Raw genomic sequence first — 18,409 nt, 5'->3', positions numbered from 1 at the left:
TCATTATGAATAGTAGTATTGCTAAATTACCTAATAAATATGAGCTAGTGAAAGAAACGCTCGTATTAATTCTTGCGGGCGGTCGTGGTTCACGCCTTTATGAATTAACTGACAAACGTGCGAAACCCGCACTATATTTTGGCGGAAATCGCCGAATTATTGATTTTGCTTTATCAAACTGCTTAAACTCGGGTCTAAACCGCATTGGAGTAGTGACACAATATGCGGCGCATTCTTTATTACGTCACTTACAAAATGGTTGGTCATTCTTACCTGCAGAACGTGGGGAATTTATTGATATGTTACCTGCTCGCCAGCAGATTGATGATTCGACTTGGTATCGTGGAACTGCGGATGCGGTTTATCAAAACATGGCGATTATTCGCGATCATTATTGCCCAAAATATGTATTAATCTTAGCAGGTGATCATATTTATAAGCAAGATTATAGCCAAATGTTGATTGACCATATTAATAGTGGTGCGAAATGTACTGTTGGTTGTATTGAAGTTGAGCGTGAAAAAGCTTCCGAGTTTGGGGTAATGGCGGTCAATGAAAATCTGAAAGTAAAATCATTTGTTGAGAAACCAAAATATCCTCCTGCGATGGTTGGTAAGCCAAATACCTCGCTTGCTTCAATGGGGATTTATGTGTTTGATGCAGACTACTTATATGATGTATTAGAACGTGAGGTTACTTCGCCTTATACTTCACATGACTTTGGTAAAGATATTTTACCGAAAGCGTTAGAAGAAGGTGTGTTGTATGCCCATCCATTTAGCCGCTCTTGTATGGGACGTAATACTGAAGGCGAAATTTACTGGCGTGATGTTGGGACATTAGATAGTTTCTGGCAATCTAATATTGATCTAGTTTGTGAAAATCCACAATTAGATATTTATGATCAAACTTGGCCGATCCGTGGTAATCCTGTGCAAACCTATCCATCAAAATTCTTTTATAAGAAGGAAAATGCACGTCCAGTGGATAATTCGCTAATTTCTGGTGGTTGTGTGATCACTGATGCGTCTATCAGTTATTCAGTGCTCTTTGATCGCATTAAAATTAATGAAGGTTCAGAAATTGATCATTGTGTTGTTTTACCACAAGTGACTATTGGCAAAAACTGTAAATTAAAACGTTGTATTATTGACCGCCATGCAGTGATTCCTGATGGCATGGAAATTGGTGTGAACCTTGAACTTGATCGCCAACGTTTTAGAGTCAGTTCAGGTGGCGTGGTGTTGGTGACACCATCGATGCTTAAAAAATTGAATGGTGAAAAAGTTGTTTCAGAGGCTCACTTAGACTAAAGTGCGGTCAGTTTTTTGGAAGTTTTATCCATTCAAACGATAGGTTGAATGAAACGTAGGGCGAGCCTATGTGTTCGCCCTTTTATATTTAGATCATCGTTCGGCTTAAAAAATAGCAATATTGATACATATTTGACACTTTAAGGGTAACAAAATGAAAGTACTACATGCTTGCTCGGAATTATATCCTTTACTGAAAACGGGTGGGTTAGCTGATGTGATGGGTGCGTTGCCTTTTGCACAAAAAGAAATTGGCATTGATGCTCGTATTGTATTACCAGCTTATCCTGCTATTGTGGCGGGAATTCCTGATACCGTAGTGGTCAATGAATTTGATAACTTTGCTGGTCATATCGTTTTACGTTATGGCGAATATAAAGGAGTGGGTGTCTATTTAATTGATGCACCACATTTATATCAGCGCGAAGGTAATCCATATCATGATCAATGGTATAACGATTATGCTGATAACTATAAGCGTTTTGCATTGCTAGGTTGGGTGGCCGCTGAATTAGCAACAGGGTTGGACAACTGGTGGCGAGCAGAAGTTGTACATGCTCATGATTGGCATGCAGGCTTAAGCAGTGCATATCTATTTAATAAAGGGCGTCCAGCTAAATCTGTTTTTACAATTCATAATCTCGCTTATCAAGGACAGTTTGCTTATCATCATTTATTTGAAATTGGTTTGCCTGCGAGCATGTTTCATGTGGAAGGGCTTGAGTTGTATGGGCAAATTTCTTACTTAAAAGCAGGACTATATTATTCTGATGCCGTTACTGCAGTAAGTCCAACCTATGCGCAAGAAATTACTACACCTGAATTTTCCTATGGCTTACAGGGTTTATTAAATACCTTGGCTCAACAAGGTCGTTTAGTGGGGATTTTAAATGGTGTTGATGAACAAATTTGGCACCCAAATAATGATAGTTATATTGAGCATCACTATAAATTAAAAGCCATGACAGGCAAACGTAAGAATAAAGAAGCATTACAAGCTTATTTCAATTTGCCACAAGATCCTGATGCTTTATTATTTGTGATGGTGACGCGTTTAACTGAGCAAAAGGGCGTGGACTTATTAATTGAAAGCGCTGATGAGATTGTCAAACAAGGCGGTCAATTAGCATTACTAGGTTCAGGTTCTCCACATTTAGAAGCGGGTATTAAGTCTTTAGCTGAACGTTATCCGCAACATATTGCAGTCAAAATTGGTTACGATGAAGCATTATCACATTTAATGGTTGCTGGTGGTGATGTGATTTTAGTACCAAGTCGTTTTGAACCTTGTGGTTTAACTCAATTATATGGCTTGAAATATGGCACATTGCCATTAGTTCGTTCGACTGGTGGATTGGCAGATACAGTCGTCAATAGCTCAGCCGAAAATATTAAAGCACGTCTTGCAACTGGTTTTGTATTTGAACAAGCAAGTGGTGATGCATTGCGTCAGGCATTAGCCAATGCTTTTGTATTATGGCAGAAACAGCGTTTATGGTTTAGCGTGAGAACTGTAGCGATGGAACAAGACTTTAGCTGGCAAATTTCAGCTTCAGGGTATAAAAATTTATATGAGCGTATTTTATCCGCTTATTAAGAATAAATTTGTTTTACCTAAGATTTTTATTTATTGATGTTTTTTATTAAAAAAAATTGTTGCATTTTTGTTCAAAAATGACTAAATTGCACCGTTTTTTAAAATAATTTAGGAGTATAACACAACTATGATTATGGATAACTTCGACTCGCCATTTTTATATAATCGTCCTGAGATTACCGTAGAGTCTTTGAAAAAAACCATTGTATCGAAACTTATCTTTTTAATCGGTCGTTCACCAAAAGAAGCCAGTCAACGTGATTGGTTGAATGCAACGTTATATGCGGTACGTGATTTTGTGACTGAAGGTTGGATTACAACTGCGCGCCAAGCGAGAAGTGAAGAAACGCGTCGAGTTTACTATTTATCAATGGAATTCTTAATTGGTCGTACATTGTCCAATGCCATGCTGGCAGAAGGCGTGTACGATATTGCAAAACAAGCTTTATCTGAACTCAATGTAAACCTTGAAGATGTACTAGAAAAAGAAGTCGATCCAGGTCTAGGTAACGGTGGATTAGGGCGTTTAGCTGCTTGCTTTATGGATTCTATCGCGACATTAGCCTTACCGGGCGTAGGCTATGGTATTCGTTATGAATATGGTATGTTCAAGCAAGAAATCGAAGATGGTCATCAAGTGGAAAAACCAGATGCTTGGTTGGATAAAGGCGCGCCATGGGAATTTATTCGCCCTTCAAAACGCCACACAATTCGTTTCGGTGGTGGTATTCATTTTGAAGGCAAAAAATGTATTTGGACCAGTAAAGAAGAAGTGGTGGCGTTAGCTTATGATCAAATAATTCCGGGCTATGCCAATGACTCTGCTGCAACATTGCGTTTATGGGGTGCTTATGCTGGCGATCGTTTTGATTTAGCGGATTTTAACAAAGGTGACTATTTTGCGGCGGTACAAGATCGTACGTTAAGTAAGAATATTACTCGTGTTCTGTATCCAGATGATTCTACTTGGAGCGGTCGTGAATTACGTTTACGTCAAGAGTATTTCCTCGTTTCTGCATCATTACAAGATATTATTTATCGCCATAAACGTATCCATAATACGATGGAAAACTTTGCTGATAAAGTGGCTATTCATTTAAATGATACTCACCCAGCATTAGCTATTCCTGAGCTAATGGTGATTTTAATTGATGAAGAAGGGTATGAATGGAAGAAAGCATGGGATATCACGCGTCGCGTATTCTCTTATACCTGCCATACCTTAATGTCAGAAGCATTAGAAACTTGGCCTGTAGAAATGATGGCGCACATTTTACCGCGTCATTTACAAATGATTTTTGAAATTAACGATTACTTCCTTGAATATGTGCGTACTTATGTAACAACTGATGCCGATTTTATTCGTCGTGTATCATTAATTGAAGAAGGGGATCATCGTAAAGTCCGTATGGGTTGGTTATCTGTAGTCGGTTCAAATAAAGTCAACGGTGTTGCGGCCATTCATTCAGATTTAATGGTGACTTCGACTTTTGCTGATTTTGCTCGCATTTATCCAGAACGCTTTACTAATGTAACAAATGGTATCACGCCTCGCCGTTGGATTGGTGTCGCGAACCCAGAATTGTCAGCATTGTTTGATAAATATATTGGTCAAGAGTGGCGTCGTGATTTAAGCCAATTAACCTTATTAAAAGATAAAGTGCAAGATCCTGAATTGAAAAAATCAGTCGCTCAGATTAAGTACAATAATAAGGTGAAATTAGCACATTACATTAAAAATGAATTAGGTATTGAAGTAAGTCCAAATGCCTTATTTGATGTGCAAGTAAAACGTATTCATGAATATAAACGCCAAATTTTAAATGTACTACATATCATTGCTCGTTATAACGCGATGATTGAGAACCCAGAAAAAGATTGGGTACCACGTGTGTTTATCCTTGCAGGTAAAGCAGCATCAGCTTATTACGCCGCAAAACAAACCATTAACTTGATTAATGATGTAGCAAATGTAGTTAACCATGATGAACGTTTAAAAGGTCGTTTAAAAGTTGTCTTTATCCCTAACTATAGTGTGAGCTTGGCTGAATTGATTATTCCAGCAGCGGATATTTCAGAACAAATCTCATTAGCGGGTACAGAAGCTTCAGGCACCAGTAACATGAAGTTTGCGCTCAATGGCGCATTAACCATTGGTACTTTAGATGGTGCAAACGTTGAGATTTTAGATAATGTGGGCGAAGAGCATATTTTTATCTTTGGTAATACAGTAGAACAAGTGGAAGCGTTACGTCGTCACGGCTATCGTCCATTTGATTATTATCAAAATGATCAAGAATTACGTCATGTTGTTGATCAAATCATTGCTGGTCGTTTCTCGCCAACAGATTCAAATCGTTATCACCAGTTGTTACAGTCATTGCAGTATCATGATTATTATCAAGCATTCGCAGATTTCCGTAGTTATGTTGATATGCAGCAACAAGTTGATGCGAAGTATCAAGATCAAAATGCCTGGATTGATAGTACATTACAAAATATTGTCAATATGAGTTACTTCTCCTCTGACCGTACTATTTTAGAGTACGCAGAGAAAATTTGGAAAATTGAGCCAATCAAATAAAATTTAATTTTTCCTCATTCAAATCAAAGTGCGGTTGAAATTTTTAAAATTTTGACCGCACTTTTTGCTAATGAAGCCCTGTTAAATGTGATATGAATGCAATCTGAATGCACTCATTCTATTGTGATAGACGTACTTCTTTTAGCCAGCGCTCAATAATCCGTTTAGCTTCTTGACTGGAGCCAAAGCGTTCAAAATCCAGATCAAATAAATTAAGTGTTGATGGTAAAATAGCGTTTGCAGGTAATTCAGTATGTTTGTTGGTTGGAATTTGATAAGGGGCTTGCTGTATCCAATCTACTTCCTGTCCTTCTTTACTTAATACCCAATCTACAAACAGTTTTGCATTATCTAAGTTTCTGGCATTTTTTATAATACTCAAACCACCTAACGCATAGCTATCACCCTCGCAAACAGGTATGGTTTTGATTGGTGCCCCTTTTGCTTTTTCTTGCTCAAAGGTATGTAGGAAACCCACACTTACAGCTGTGTCTCCTCGGGAGAGGTTTTGTGTGACTAACCCTGTTTTGACATATTGTGAAACGTTTTTATCAAGTTTTTTTAAGAAATCAAAGGCTTTTTCTTCGCCCCATAGTTGGATTAGCGTCGCAATAAAACTATAAGCTGTGCCAGAGCTTTGTGGGTCAGGTAGTTGTAGTTCATCTTTAAGGCGAGGATCGAGTAAATCTTGCCAGCATTTAGGTTCTTCGATACCTAATTTGTGCAGCTTTTCAGTATTAATGCCTAATCCTAAAATTAACATATAGCCAAAAGAAGTATAATCACCATATTTTTCAATGATATGTTGAAATTGTGGGCGTATTTCTGCTTGTTTAGGAGAACGGTAAGCTTCGAGTAAACCAAGAGTTCGAGCTTGTAAATGAGGCTCTAAAGTACCACCATACCATACGTCTGCCTGAGGGTTATCTTTTTCGGCTTTAATTTTACCCAATGTGACTCCTGTACTGCTACGAACAAATTTTGTGTTAATTTGGTATTTGTCTGAAAAGCGTTTTACCATTTCTTCACAAGCACTATTCTGTAATGTACAGTAGAGCGTTAGATTACCTTTGGCATGTAAATAGGGAAGGGATAAAAATAGAGAAGTAAAGCAAATTGCTTTGCTGATCAAGGGACTACATTTTTTCATCATCTATTCCATTAGTTGTAAAACTGAACTATGTTTTGAACCTTACTTTTTTCAAAAAGCAAGGCATAATAACAAATTATCCTCCCAGATTCGACGAAAAATCGTCAGAATTTTACAAAGAATAGTAAGTATGGCTGTGAATTAGCATAAGCTAACAACAAATAAAAAGAGCAGTTTTTAGCTGCTCTTTATTGTTTTACTGCATATTAGGCGAAGTATTAACCTGTATTACGCATACCCGCGGCGACACCAGTAATCGTAATCATCAAGGCTTGCTCAACATCAGGATTTGAGTGTTCTGGATTAGCGCGTAAGCGGCGTAATAATTCGACTTGTAATAGATTTAATGGATCAGTATAGACATTACGTAAGGCAATAGATTCTGCAATCCAAGGTAAATCAGACATTAGTTGGTCTTCATGTGATAACGACAATACTGTTTGAATGTCTTGAGTCAGTTGTTGGCGTAATGCTTCGCCAAGGTACCAAAGCTCAGGTTTGACAAGATGTTGATCATAGTGTTCAGAAAGCCAAGTGTCAGTTTTACTAAATACCATTTCTAACATACCAATTCGAGTGGAGAAAAATGACCATGTTTTACACATTTCCTCAATTACATCACCATTGCCATCTTCAATTGCTCGACGTAATGCTGCGCCAGCCCCTAACCATGCTGGTAACATTAGACGATTTTGCATCCAAGCGAAAATCCATGGAATAGCACGTAGACTTTCAACACCACCATTCGGATTACGTTTAGCAAGGCGAGAACCCAGTGGTAATTTAGAAAGCTCTTGTTCAGGTGTTGCCGCACGGAAATAAGGAACGAAATCTTTTTCGCCTCTTACTACATTACGATAAATTTCGCATGATGAAATGGATAATTCATCCATTAACGCGCGCCATTGTCCCTTAGGTTCAGGTGGCGGTAGTAAGTTGGCTTCCAAAATTGCACTAGTATATAAATCAAGACTACCGATTGCGACAGCTGGTAGACCTAATTTGAAGCGGATCATTTCGCCTTGTTCAGTTACACGTAAGCCATTTTTGAGAGAACGAGGAGGCTGAGACAGTAATGCAGCATGAGCTGGCGCACCACCACGCCCAATTGTACCTCCACGTCCGTGGAATAAAGTGAGTTCGATATTAAGGTTGTCGCAAAGATTTGCTAATGCTTCTTGTGAGCGATATTGTGCCCACGAAGCTGCCATCATTCCAGCGTCTTTAGCGGAATCAGAATAACCAATCATTACCATTTGCTTATTATTGATTACACCGCGATACCAGCCTATATTGAAAAGGGCTTTCATCACTTGCTCAGAAGCATTTAAATCCTCTAATGTTTCAAATAATGGTACAACAGGTAAATGATAGGCAACACCTGATTCTTTCAACAATAAATGGACGGCTAATACATCAAAAGCTGTTTTTGCCATTGAAATAATATAACAAGAAATCACACCTTTAGGTTGTTCCGCAATAACTTTACAGGTATCCAAAATTTCCTGTGTTTCTACTGAAGGTTGCCAATCACGTGGTAATAATGGACGGCGAGAACTTAATTCATGAATAAGAAAAGCCTGCTTGTCACTTTCGCTCCATTGCGAATAATCACCTAAACCAATGTAGCGTGTCATTTCAGCGACGGCATCAGTATAGCGCGTACTTTCTTGGCGAATATCTAAGCGTGACAATGTCACACCAAAGCAGCGAATATGGCGTAGGCAATCAAGTAATAAGCCATTAGCGATAATACGCATACCACAAGCTTGTAAAGATTGGTAGCAATCATATAGCGGTTCCCATAATTGTGTGTCGTGCGTGATAATTTCATTTGCTGATGCGCGGGGCGGGCGACTTGCTAATAAATCATCATAATAAGCAAGTGTCATAGTTAATTTAGAACGTAACTCTTTTACAACGGTACGATAAGGCTCTAAATGATTACCATATTTAATTCGAAATTCATCGGTACATTTAACGACAGAAAATTCATCTGCTAACGCTTGAATATCAGTAAGAAATAGGCTTGCTGCTTTCCAACGCGCTAATTGTAATACTTGGCGTGTTACAGCTGCTGTAACAAATGGATTACCATCGCGATCACCGCCCATCCATGAAGAGAAACGAATAGGATTCAACTCTACTGGAATGTTAAATCCAAAAAATTCGACCGCACTTGTGTTGAGTTGACGTAAAAACTCAGGAACTGCCTGCCACAAACTGTTTTCAATAACCGCAAACCCCTATTTGGTTTCTTCAAATGGGGTAGGGCGCTGCGTACGAATTTCATTGGTATGCCATGCTTGAGCGATAAGTTGCAATAGGCGGCGTTCAATGGTTTTACGTTCTTCTTCTGTTAAATCACTATGCTCCAATTTACTTAAACACTTATTAATTTCTATATGCTTATGCACTAACGAACGACGAGTTACTTCAGTTGGATTTGCGGTTAATACAAGTTCAATTAAGAGTTTTTCAACCGTTGCTATAACTTTTTCTTGAGAGACATTTTGTGCTTTCAAACGCTTGAAAAGGGCAGAAATAGAACGTTCTGATGCAACTTGATCATGGTGTTAGCGTGATACTGTTTGATATTGTTCAGCAATATTAGTGAGATTAAGAAATTGGCTAAAAGCACGTGCAACGGGCATGATATTATCATTTGAAATAGTTGCTAATGTTGCGAGTAATTCTTGGCGAGCTTTATCGTTTCCATTACGTGAATTACGTGATAAAACACGAATATTTTCAATTAACTCAAGAATATCACTTCCTTGTGCGTCGCTGATTGTTTCCCCAAGAAAACGTCCAAGCATACTGATATTATTACGCATAGTGGAGTACTGCTGAATCATAAATGACCTCTTTGAATAATTTTAAATGTCAATAAATGAAAAAAGACCTTAACTGGAGTAGATATAAACAAAAATGTGTTAAAAGATCAATGATAATTCATAAAATGAAAAAATTAGGATTAGGCAAATAAGATTGGATTTATTTAATTTAATTGCTTTTTTATTAAATAATATTTAATGAATAGAGGAAATAATTAAAATCCTAACTTGTGGGCTAAATGAAGATTATTCAATTTTAGAGTAGTGATTTTACGGATTTACGTATGACTAATTCTGGATGCATTTCAATGATTTCACGCTGTTCTGATTTCTCATTAATTCGCTCAAATAATAAAGTCACTGCTCTTGCACCTAAACGTGATTTTGATTGGTGAATTGTAGTTAGAGGAGGAGAATAAAAACGCGAAGCGTGGATATTATCATAACCAATAATTGAAATATCTTCAGGTACAGCTAAGCCTTTTTCACCAATCGCCGAAATTGCGCCAAGTGCCATCACATCATTACAACAAAAGACGGCAGTAGGTAATTGAGGTTGCGCTAGAATTTTATTCATGCATTCATACCCATCTTCAGGTTCAAAGAAACCTTCCATTACCCAATCTGGATTGATGGGCAAATTGGCTTCTGTCATTGCTTTAATAAAACCTTCATAGCGAGTTTTGGCTGTTGTTTTTGTTAACTCTCCTGCAATAATCCCAATTTTGCTATGTCCTTGTTCAATCAGATGTTTTGTCGCGATATAGCCACCTTCAAAGCTGTGATCTTGAATAATATCGGTATGCTCATTATTAGGACCCCAGTCCATCACTACCATAGGTAAGGAAGTAAAATTCGCCAATAAATCAAGTGAGTCTTGCGTATATTCTGCACACATCACTAAAATGCCATCAACGCGTTTTTTGATCAGCATTTCAAGATGGTTTTTGATTTTTTCGACATTATTTTGTGTATTACATAAGAAGAGGGAATAACTTTGGCGATAGCAATGTTCTTCTACTGCGTGGATAATTTCGGCAAAATAAGGCGCTTCACTGCTAGTGACAATCATACCAATAGATTTAGTGGTATTCACTTTTAGGCTACGCGCAACAGCACTTGGTGAGTAATTTAATTCTTGAATAGCTTGTAAAACTAGTTTTTCCGTTTCTGCTGCAACAAAGCGTGTTTTATTGATAACATGTGAGACTGTTGTTGTTGACACCCCAGCCATTTTTGCGACATCTTTAATTGTTGCCATAATTCTATTTCTCCATACAAATTTTATTTATTATAAGGATTGAAACTGAATTGGTTAAGCACTAGATTGAAAATATTTGTAAACGGTCACACTTTTAATTTTTTAATCGCTGATTAGACTTCTATTTTAAGTGCTTTTATTGTTAGAATAGTGCGCCAATTTGATGAATAATGTAATTAATAAGTTGAGGTTAAAATGGGTGATTTTGGTTATGCAATGATGACAGTTGCTTTATCGTTAGGAATGATCGTTGTACTTGCAGCATCAATTTTCTAAATAATATCGGATAAATTTCAAAAAAGCTGAGAATGATAAAATCATCTCAGCTTTTTTGTTTTAAGATAGCCTGCAATGCATTTTCCAGTTTAGGATATTGAAAAATAAACCCTTCGGCTTGTAGCCTTGTTGGTACAACTTTTTGGCTATCAAGTAATAATTGTGCTCGTTCTCCCAATAGGAGATTGAGTATAAATGCAGGTACAGTTGCAAAATGTGGACGTTTAAGATATTTGCCTAACAGAGTATTGAATTCACGGTTGCGTATAGGATGAGGTGAGACGAAGTTAAATGCGCCAACACATGTTGCATGATTAAGTAGAAAAAGTATGCCTGCTATCATATCTTCTAATGCAATCCAAGCCCAATACTGTTTGCCATTGCCTAGTTGTCCGCCTAATCCTAAACGATAAATAGGCAACATTTTGCTTAAAGCACCGCCATTTTGTGCAAGTACAATACCTGTACGTAATATACAAACGCGCGTTTGAGCTTTTACGGCTTCGGTTTCCCATTGCTGACAAAGTTGACTTGGAAATTGTTGTGATGGTTGTGTTTGTTCTGTGATAATGTTTTCACCTTTATCGCCATAATAGCCCGTGGCTGAACCTGAAATAAAGGTATGCGGTGGAGTAGTGCTATTATTAATTAAAGTCGTTAATTGGCGGGTTAAATGAATTCGACTTTCTAATAAACGACGCTTTTGTTCTCTTGTCCATCGTCGAGTGAAAATAGGTTCGCCAGCGAGATTAATCACTGCATCGAATTGATTTAAATGGGTATATTGTGTTAGCGATGAAATCAGTTGTACAGCTGGAGGAAGTTGGCGACACGCTTTCTCTGGTGAGCGAACTAATGCAGTGATTTGATGGTGCTGTGCTAATAAATGAGAGATTAATGTGGAACCAATTAACCCAGTTGCGCCAGTCATTAAAATTTGCATGTTAACCTCTCAGATAACTAGTTTTCATCAAATTGATGTTTCAAATAATTCGCGGATACTACTGATGAGATCTTGAATATTAGAATCGAGTGTTGGGGTAACAAAAATAGTATCATCTCCAGCAATAGTGCCAAGGATACCATCTGCTTTACCAATTGAGTCTAATAAACGTGCAATAAGTTGTGCTGCACCGGGAGTAGTTCTGATGACAATAACAAAGTGATTGTGATCGATATCTAGTACAAGATTTTTAAGTGGACTTTTGGTATTTGGTACACTTAATTCATTTGGTAAACAATAGACCATTTCCATTCGAGTATTTCGTGTGCGAACTGCGCCAAATTTCGTTAGCATTCGAGACACTTTAGATTGATTAATTTGTGTGAAACCAAGATCTTGCAGTGCTTGAACAATTTCACCTTGTGAACCGAAGCGTTCTTGTGCTAATAACTCTTTAAAAGCATTTAATAGATTATCTTGCTTTTCATTATTCATAATCACTTTCCTTTTTCAATTTAATGCACTGATCTTGCATAAAATTGCATAAATATGCAAATAAATTCCATAGGGTTGTCTTGTTTTTAGACAAAGCGCGGCCAGTTTTTGCTGAAAATTTGAGTTAGATCGCACTATTGAATTTATCTATTTGAATTTATATTGGCTTCATTCTAAAATCTTACGTATTTAGTTTATTAACCCATAAGGAGTAGCAAATGAAAGTTGCAGTTTTAGGTGCCGCTGGCGGTATTGGTCAAGCGTTAGCATTATTATTGAAATTACAATTACCCGCTGGTTCAGAGTTATCATTATATGATATTGCGCCAGTTACCCCAGGTGTAGCAGCGGATGTAAGTCACATTCCAACTGCGGTTAAAGTGCAAGGATCCGCTGGTGAAGATCCAACACCAGCACTACAAGGCGCTGATATTGTTTTAATTTCTGCAGGCGTTGCTCGTAAACCGGGTATGGATCGTTCAGATTTATTTAATATCAACGCGGGTATCGTACGTAACTTAATTGAAAAAGTTGCCGTAGTTTGTCCAAAAGCTTGCGTTGGTATTATCACTAACCCAGTGAATACGACGGTTGCAATCGCAGCAGAAGTATTGAAAAAAGCGGGTGTTTATGACAAACGTAAATTATTTGGTGTTACTACATTAGATATTATTCGCTCTGAAACTTTTGTTTCTGAATTAAAAGGGTTAGAACCGACTCGTACTACTGTTCCTGTTATTGGAGGACACTCAGGGGTGACAATTCTACCATTATTGTCGCAAGTGCAATATGCGGAATGGAAAGAAGAGGAAATCGCGCCGTTAACAAAACGTATCCAAAATGCTGGTACAGAAGTCGTGGAAGCAAAAGCAGGTGGTGGTTCAGCAACGTTATCAATGGCTCAAGCGGCAGCACGTTTTGCGCTTTCTTTAGTAAAAGGCTTACAAGGTGAAAATGTTGTTGAATGTACCTATGTAGAAGGTTGTGGAAAATATGCACGTTTCTTTGCTCAGCCAGTGCGTCTAGGTAAAGAAGGTGTTGAAGAAATTCTTCCAATTGGTCCATTAAGTGCGTTTGAGCAGCAAGCGCTTGATGCAATGTTAGAAACACTACGTGCGGATATCGAATTAGGTGAAAAATTCGTTAATCAATAAACCTTTCTAGCTTAATTGATAATTTAAGAGCATCAATATCCTTTGATGCTCTTTCTTTTTGTATGAAAGAAGCGGTCAAAAAAATAAAAATTACAATAAAAAGCGTGAGTTAGTTCACATTATTTAAAATAACCATTTGTGGAATAAGGTTTATTTTTGTATTCTTAGCACAACTAAAAACAAGTGCTATAACAAATAGCCGACATATTTTGCTTTCCGAGTAGTGCCTTAAAACGAGGCACTTTTTTTTACCCTAGTGATAAGTAAGAAAAAAGCTGATGAAAACACCAGCTTTTAATTCAAATCCTGCTATTTTAGTAAATTACATTTTTTCAACAGTTTTAATTCCTAGTAAATCTAGACCTTGTTTTAAGGTTTTCTCTGTCAGCAATGCTAATTTTAAGCGGCTTAGTTTTACTTGTTCATTTTCGTTATTCAAGATAGGGCAATGCTCATAGAAGGAAGAGAAGATACCTGCTAATTCATACAAATAAGTACATAAAATATGTGGTGTACCTTCTTTTGCGACGATTTGAACTGCTTCTTCAAACTGTAATAATTTAACGACTAATGCGCGCTCTTTTTCATCATTAATCATGACATTAGCTTGATGAAGATCTTGTTCAGTTAAATGACTACGATTAAAAATGGAACGAATACGCGTATAGGCATATTGCATATAAGGTGCAGTATTTCCTTCAAAGCTGAGCATATTATCCCAGTCGAATACATAATCTGTTGTTCGATTTTTCGATAAGTCTGCATATTTTACTGAACCAATTGCGACAGCTTCAATCACAGCTGCTTTTTCTGTTTCAGAGAGTGTATTATTTTTTTCATTAATTAATTGGCTAGCTCGTTCTACAGCTTCATCTAATAAATCTGCTAATTTTACGGCACCACCAGTACGTGTTTTAAATGGTTTACCATCTTTACCTAACATCATACCGAAGTTTTTATGTTCAAGTTGGAAGTGCTCTGGCACGTAGCCTGCTTTACGCGTGATTAACCAAGCTTGTTGCATGTGTTGGCTTTGGCGAGTATCTGAGAATACTAAAGCGCGATCGGCTTTTAATATTTCATAACGGTATTTGGCTGCCGCAATATCTGTCGTTGTATAGAGAAAACCGCCGTCTTTTTTTTGTACGATAACCCCCATTGGCTCGCCATCTTTATTTTTGAACTCATCAAGATATACAACTAAAGCACCTTCATCTTCAACGGCTAAGCCTTGTTTTTGTAAATCTGCAACAATACTTGGTAGCATTGGATTGTATAAACTTTCACCCATGACATCTTTTTCGGTGAGTGTAACATTTAAGCGATTATAGTTATGTTGATTTTGTTGCATTGTGATATCAACAAGCTTTTTCCACATACTATTGCAATATTGATCACCACTTTGTAATTTAACGACATAACTACGTGCTTTTTCAGCAAATGCAGGGTCGTTATCATAATGTTCCTTTGCTGCGCGATAAAATGCTTCTAAATCGCTTAATTCCATTTCTGCCGCATTTTCATTTTCTATTTTTTCAAGATAGGCAATTAACATGCCAAATTGCGTTCCCCAATCACCAACGTGATTAGCACGAATAACCTTATTACCTAAAAACTCAAGTGTACGCACTACAGCATCGCCAATGATGGTTGAACGTAAATGTCCAACATGCATTTCTTTTGCGACATTTGGGGATGAATAATCTGCAACAACAGTCTGTATTTCATCAGATTTGATTCCTAATTTTTCATCATTTAGTGCATGTTCTACGTTGGCAGCTAACCAATTTTTATCTAAGAAAATATTAATGAAACCAGGACCTGCAATTTCTACTTTGTCTGCAATATGTGCTAAGTCGAGTTGTGTAATGACTTTTTGAGCAAAATCACGTGGGTTTGTCCCCACTTTTTTGGCTGCTGCCATAATGCCATTGGCTTGATAGTCACCAAATTGTGCTTTGCTAGATTGACGGACAAGGGCATCACATTGTGTATCAGCACCAGCCAAAATCATCGCTTGCTTAATTTTGTGAGATAAAATAGATTGGATATTCACTGTATTTTTATACCTAAATTATGAATTAATAGAATAATCGGCTATGATACCGTTCTTTAGGCATTCAGAAAAGATACCGTGAGAAAAAATGACAACTTTTGAGCAAATACATCCCCTTTTCATCGAAGTTAATGACTTAACCAAGAGTTTTCCTTGCTTTGCACAACGAATTCAAGATTTAGCTCAGATCATGAATTTAGCTTTAGAAGAATATGAAATTGATCACATTGCACTACGAGTAAACACAGATGAGAAAGCAAAATATTGGCTGACACACTTATTAAAGTACGGTACAATTTTGAATCATAATATTGTCAATGGACGTGTTATTTATTTGATTAAATTAGCGCAGCCCCTACGTTTAGCAGGACAGTTTATTGATATTATTGAATTACCATTTCCTAAAAATAAAATTTATCCTATTGAAGGCTGGGAACATATCGAAGTTGTTATGCCGTTTTTGCAGAATGAAACGACAGAAGAATGGATAAAACGTGTTAGTCTTTTATTTTTATGGAACCAACTGGATAATTTAAAAGTCAAAGTGAGCGAACCTAAAGTGGAAGGAGAACAACTACCAAATCCATCTATTGCAGTAAGTTTTGTGGATAATGCACAAAATCATACTTGCATTAAGGTTCATCCTTATAATATTAAAAAAATTATTGAGGTTTAGCAAAGATGAAAAAAACAACAGTTTTAGCATTGGCAACGGTATTAAGTTTGGGATTGGTTGCTTGTACGAAAAATCATAATGATCATTATTATGGTAATGGCTATCGTGCTGAAATTCTTTTCAGTGAATACAATGGTGAAAACTTATTGTTAACAGTTCGTAAAAATGACTGTGAAAATAAAGATGGTCCAGTTGAAACAATGCAGCTTTCTCATCAATATGATTCAACCCTTGTTGTAGGTGCTTGTGTACGTGTACTCGATAATAATGAAGGTTTGAAAAATATTTCCACTTTTAGTCCAAGATCGCCTATATAATGTTATTTCAAGGTAGGAGTTTTATGAAAAAAGTAACAGTCGCATTCGCTATTTTAATGAGCTTTGGTTTAGTTGGTTGCGCCAATACTGATATTTATAGCGGTAATGTATATGAAGGTAACCAAGCAAAAGAAACACGCTCAATTAGTTATGGCACTATCGTTTCTAGTCGTCCAGTAAAAATTCAAGCAGACAATCAAGGTGTGATTGGTACTGTTGGTGGTGGTGTACTTGGTGGTGTTGCAGGTTCTGGCATCGGTGGTGGTACAGGGCAAATGATTGCAACAACTGTTGGAGCAATTGCGGGTGCCGTTATTGGCAGTAAAGTTGAAGAAAAGGTCACACAAGTAGATTCTTTAGAACTAGTTATCAGAAAAGATAACGGGCAAGAAATAGTTGTTGTGCAAAAGTATGATGCAAGCTTAATGCCTGGTGCACGAGTGCGTATTGTTGGTGGTTCTCGAGTGAATGTATCTGTTATCAGATAAGAAGTTCTAATTTATTTTAAGAAAAAGGCTTTCAGTCGTTAACTGAAAGCCTTTTTATTTGTGATTATCAGCGATTGATAAGAAGATTATTTATAGTTTCTTTTAAATACATGTTAGAATTGTCCGATTTTTTATTTCATTTTGTTAATTTATTATAAGGTTAATCAATGAAACCAACAATTATCAGTAAATTAGAAAGTTTGAAAGAACGTCATGAAGAACTTGAAGCATTATTAGGTGATGCCTCTGTTATTAGTGATCAAGAGAGATTTCGTGCTTATTCAAAAGAATATGCACAACTAGAAGATGTAGTGAAATGCTTTGCACGCTGGAATCAATTACATAGCAATATAGAAGAAGCACAATTATTGCTTGATGATCCAAGTATGAAAGAGATGGCACAAGAAGAGATTGAAGAATGCAAAGCGGAAATTGAGCAAGTTGAGCAACATTTACAAATTCTTTTATTACCTAAAGATCCAAATGACGAATATAACTGTTATTTAGAAATTCGTGCGGGTACTGGGGGGGATGAGGCTGGTATTTTTGCTGGTGATTTATTCCGTATGTATAGCCGTTATGCGGAGAGTAAGCGTTGGCGTGTTGAAGTGTTAAGCGCAAATGAAAGTGAACAGGGTGGTTATAAAGAAGTTATTGTGAAAATAAGCGGCGAAGGTGTTTATGGTCAACTTAAATTTGAATCTGGTGGTCATCGTGTACAGCGTGTACCAAAAACAGAGTCGCAAGGGCGAATTCATACTTCAGCATGTACAGTAGCAGTAATGCCAGAGTTACCTGAATCAGAATTACCAGAAATTAATCCATCAGATTTACGTATTGATACTTATCGCTCATCGGGAGCGGGTGGTCAGCATGTTAATACTACTGATTCAGCTGTACGTATTACTCATATTCCAACGGGGATCGTTGTTGAATGCCAAGATGAGCGTTCTCAGCATAAGAATAAAGCCAAAGCTTTGTCTGTACTAGCCTCACGCATTGTGCAAGCTGAAAAAGAACGCCAAGAGCAAGTACAGGCAGATACACGTCGTAATTTATTAGGTTCTGGTGACCGATCAGATAAAATTCGTACCTATAATTATCCTCAGGGACGTGTGACTGATCACCGTATTAACTTGACGGTGTATCGTTTAGATGAAGTGATGAACGGCAAAATTGATGAATTAATTCAACCAATTATTACTGAATATCAAGCCGATCAGTTGGCTGCATTATCTGAGCAAGCATGATGATATCCTCAT

General features: G+C 37.2%; 13 protein-coding genes and 1 pseudogene. 8 read left to right on the top strand and 6 right to left on the bottom strand.

Annotation, left to right across the window (positions count from 1 at the left end; translation table 11 throughout):
• The first annotated feature begins 5 nt into the window (after positions 1–5).
• The 3 genes from glgC to C0975_RS03935 all read left to right on the top strand — a co-directional run bounded on the left by glgC (position 6) and on the right by C0975_RS03935 (position 5,494).
• Positions 6–1,313 carry a glucose-1-phosphate adenylyltransferase gene (glgC, locus tag C0975_RS03945; RefSeq protein WP_101775092.1) on the top strand — a complete coding sequence of 436 codons (1,308 nt, stop codon included), beginning with the start codon at positions 6–8 and terminating at the stop codon, positions 1,311–1,313.
• A gap of 154 nt (positions 1,314–1,467) precedes the next feature.
• The gene (gene glgA / locus C0975_RS03940; protein WP_101775091.1) at positions 1,468–2,910 is read left to right on the top strand and encodes a glycogen synthase GlgA; all 1,443 of its coding nucleotides are present in this window, start codon (positions 1,468–1,470) and stop codon (positions 2,908–2,910) included.
• Between the two features lie 127 nt (positions 2,911–3,037).
• Complete coding sequence (locus C0975_RS03935) at positions 3,038–5,494, top strand: glycogen/starch/alpha-glucan phosphorylase (RefSeq protein ID WP_101775090.1); 2,457 nt, start codon at positions 3,038–3,040, stop codon at positions 5,492–5,494.
• 118 nt (positions 5,495–5,612) lie between these two features.
• Here C0975_RS03935 and C0975_RS03930 read toward each other — a convergent pair whose 3' ends face one another.
• The 5 genes and pseudogenes from C0975_RS03930 to argR all read right to left on the bottom strand — a co-directional run bounded on the left by C0975_RS03930 (position 5,613) and on the right by argR (position 12,456).
• Positions 5,613–6,644 carry an ABC transporter substrate-binding protein gene (locus C0975_RS03930; protein WP_101775089.1) on the bottom strand — a complete coding sequence of 344 codons (1,032 nt, stop codon included), beginning with the start codon at positions 6,642–6,644 and terminating at the stop codon, positions 5,613–5,615.
• 218 nt (positions 6,645–6,862) lie between these two features.
• Positions 6,863–9,502: pseudogene (gene ppc / locus C0975_RS03925) on the bottom strand (phosphoenolpyruvate carboxylase).
• A 235-nt stretch (positions 9,503–9,737) separates the two neighbouring features.
• Positions 9,738–10,742: an HTH-type transcriptional repressor PurR gene (gene purR / locus C0975_RS03920; protein WP_101775088.1), complete on the bottom strand. Its 1,005-nt coding sequence runs from the start codon at positions 10,740–10,742 to the stop codon at positions 9,738–9,740.
• A gap of 322 nt (positions 10,743–11,064) precedes the next feature.
• Positions 11,065–11,961: a TIGR01777 family oxidoreductase gene (locus C0975_RS03915; protein ID WP_101775087.1), complete on the bottom strand. Its 897-nt coding sequence runs from the start codon at positions 11,959–11,961 to the stop codon at positions 11,065–11,067.
• 27 nt (positions 11,962–11,988) lie between these two features.
• Entirely contained in the window at positions 11,989–12,456 is a 468-nt protein-coding gene (gene argR / locus C0975_RS03910; protein WP_101775086.1) for a transcriptional regulator ArgR, read from the bottom strand.
• A gap of 218 nt (positions 12,457–12,674) precedes the next feature.
• Here argR and mdh point away from each other — a divergent pair, with 218 nt between their 5' ends.
• Complete coding sequence (gene mdh / locus C0975_RS03905) at positions 12,675–13,610, top strand: malate dehydrogenase (RefSeq protein ID WP_101775085.1); 936 nt, start codon at positions 12,675–12,677, stop codon at positions 13,608–13,610.
• A gap of 322 nt (positions 13,611–13,932) precedes the next feature.
• Here the strand turns inward: mdh and argS are convergent, their stop codons facing one another.
• Positions 13,933–15,666, bottom strand: a complete 1,734-nt coding sequence (gene argS / locus C0975_RS03900; protein ID WP_101775084.1) for an arginine--tRNA ligase — start codon at positions 15,664–15,666, stop codon at positions 13,933–13,935.
• Between the two features lie 88 nt (positions 15,667–15,754).
• Between argS and C0975_RS03895 the strand changes: the two genes are divergently transcribed.
• The 4 genes from C0975_RS03895 (at position 15,755) to prfA (ending at position 18,397) form a co-directional block, all read left to right on the top strand.
• On the top strand, positions 15,755–16,342 hold the full coding sequence (locus tag C0975_RS03895) for a VOC family protein (RefSeq protein WP_101775083.1): 588 nt from the start codon (positions 15,755–15,757) through the stop codon (positions 16,340–16,342).
• Positions 16,343–16,347: 5 nt separating this feature from the next.
• The gene (locus C0975_RS03890) at positions 16,348–16,659 is read left to right on the top strand and encodes a hypothetical protein (RefSeq protein WP_101775082.1); all 312 of its coding nucleotides are present in this window, start codon (positions 16,348–16,350) and stop codon (positions 16,657–16,659) included.
• A 23-nt stretch (positions 16,660–16,682) separates the two neighbouring features.
• Complete coding sequence (locus tag C0975_RS03885; RefSeq protein ID WP_101775081.1) at positions 16,683–17,147, top strand: outer membrane lipoprotein; 465 nt, start codon at positions 16,683–16,685, stop codon at positions 17,145–17,147.
• Positions 17,148–17,314: 167 nt separating this feature from the next.
• Positions 17,315–18,397 (top strand): peptide chain release factor 1, encoded by a 1,083-nt coding sequence (gene prfA, locus C0975_RS03880; RefSeq protein ID WP_101775080.1) that lies wholly within the window; start codon positions 17,315–17,317, stop codon positions 18,395–18,397.
• Positions 18,398–18,409 lie beyond the last annotated feature (12 nt).

Origin of the sequence: Pasteurella oralis, from assembly GCF_002850605.1 — a bacterium.
Lineage (GTDB): Bacteria > Pseudomonadota > Gammaproteobacteria > Enterobacterales > Pasteurellaceae > Pasteurella > Pasteurella oralis.
Note: the sequence above shows the minus strand (reverse complement) of the source record. Positions and strands in the feature narration are given on the sequence as shown.

Coding starts and splice junctions, on each gene's coding strand:
- C0975_RS03890 (WP_101775082.1), top strand. CDS start 16,348: ATGAAAAAAACAACAGTTTTAGCATTGGCAACGGTATTAAGTTTGGGA.
- C0975_RS03935 (WP_101775090.1), top strand. CDS start 3,038: ATGATTATGGATAACTTCGACTCGCCATTTTTATATAATCGTCCTGAG.
- argR (WP_101775086.1), bottom strand. CDS start 12,456: ATGAATAATGAAAAGCAAGATAATCTATTAAATGCTTTTAAAGAGTTA.
- C0975_RS03885 (WP_101775081.1), top strand. CDS start 16,683: ATGAAAAAAGTAACAGTCGCATTCGCTATTTTAATGAGCTTTGGTTTA.
- prfA (WP_101775080.1), top strand. CDS start 17,315: ATGAAACCAACAATTATCAGTAAATTAGAAAGTTTGAAAGAACGTCAT.
- purR (WP_101775088.1), bottom strand. CDS start 10,742: ATGGCAACAATTAAAGATGTCGCAAAAATGGCTGGGGTGTCAACAACA.
- C0975_RS03930 (WP_101775089.1), bottom strand. CDS start 6,644: ATGAAAAAATGTAGTCCCTTGATCAGCAAAGCAATTTGCTTTACTTCT.
- C0975_RS03895 (WP_101775083.1), top strand. CDS start 15,755: ATGACAACTTTTGAGCAAATACATCCCCTTTTCATCGAAGTTAATGAC.
- C0975_RS03915 (WP_101775087.1), bottom strand. CDS start 11,961: ATGCAAATTTTAATGACTGGCGCAACTGGGTTAATTGGTTCCACATTA.
- mdh (WP_101775085.1), top strand. CDS start 12,675: ATGAAAGTTGCAGTTTTAGGTGCCGCTGGCGGTATTGGTCAAGCGTTA.
- glgC (WP_101775092.1), top strand. CDS start 6: ATGAATAGTAGTATTGCTAAATTACCTAATAAATATGAGCTAGTGAAA.
- glgA (WP_101775091.1), top strand. CDS start 1,468: ATGAAAGTACTACATGCTTGCTCGGAATTATATCCTTTACTGAAAACG.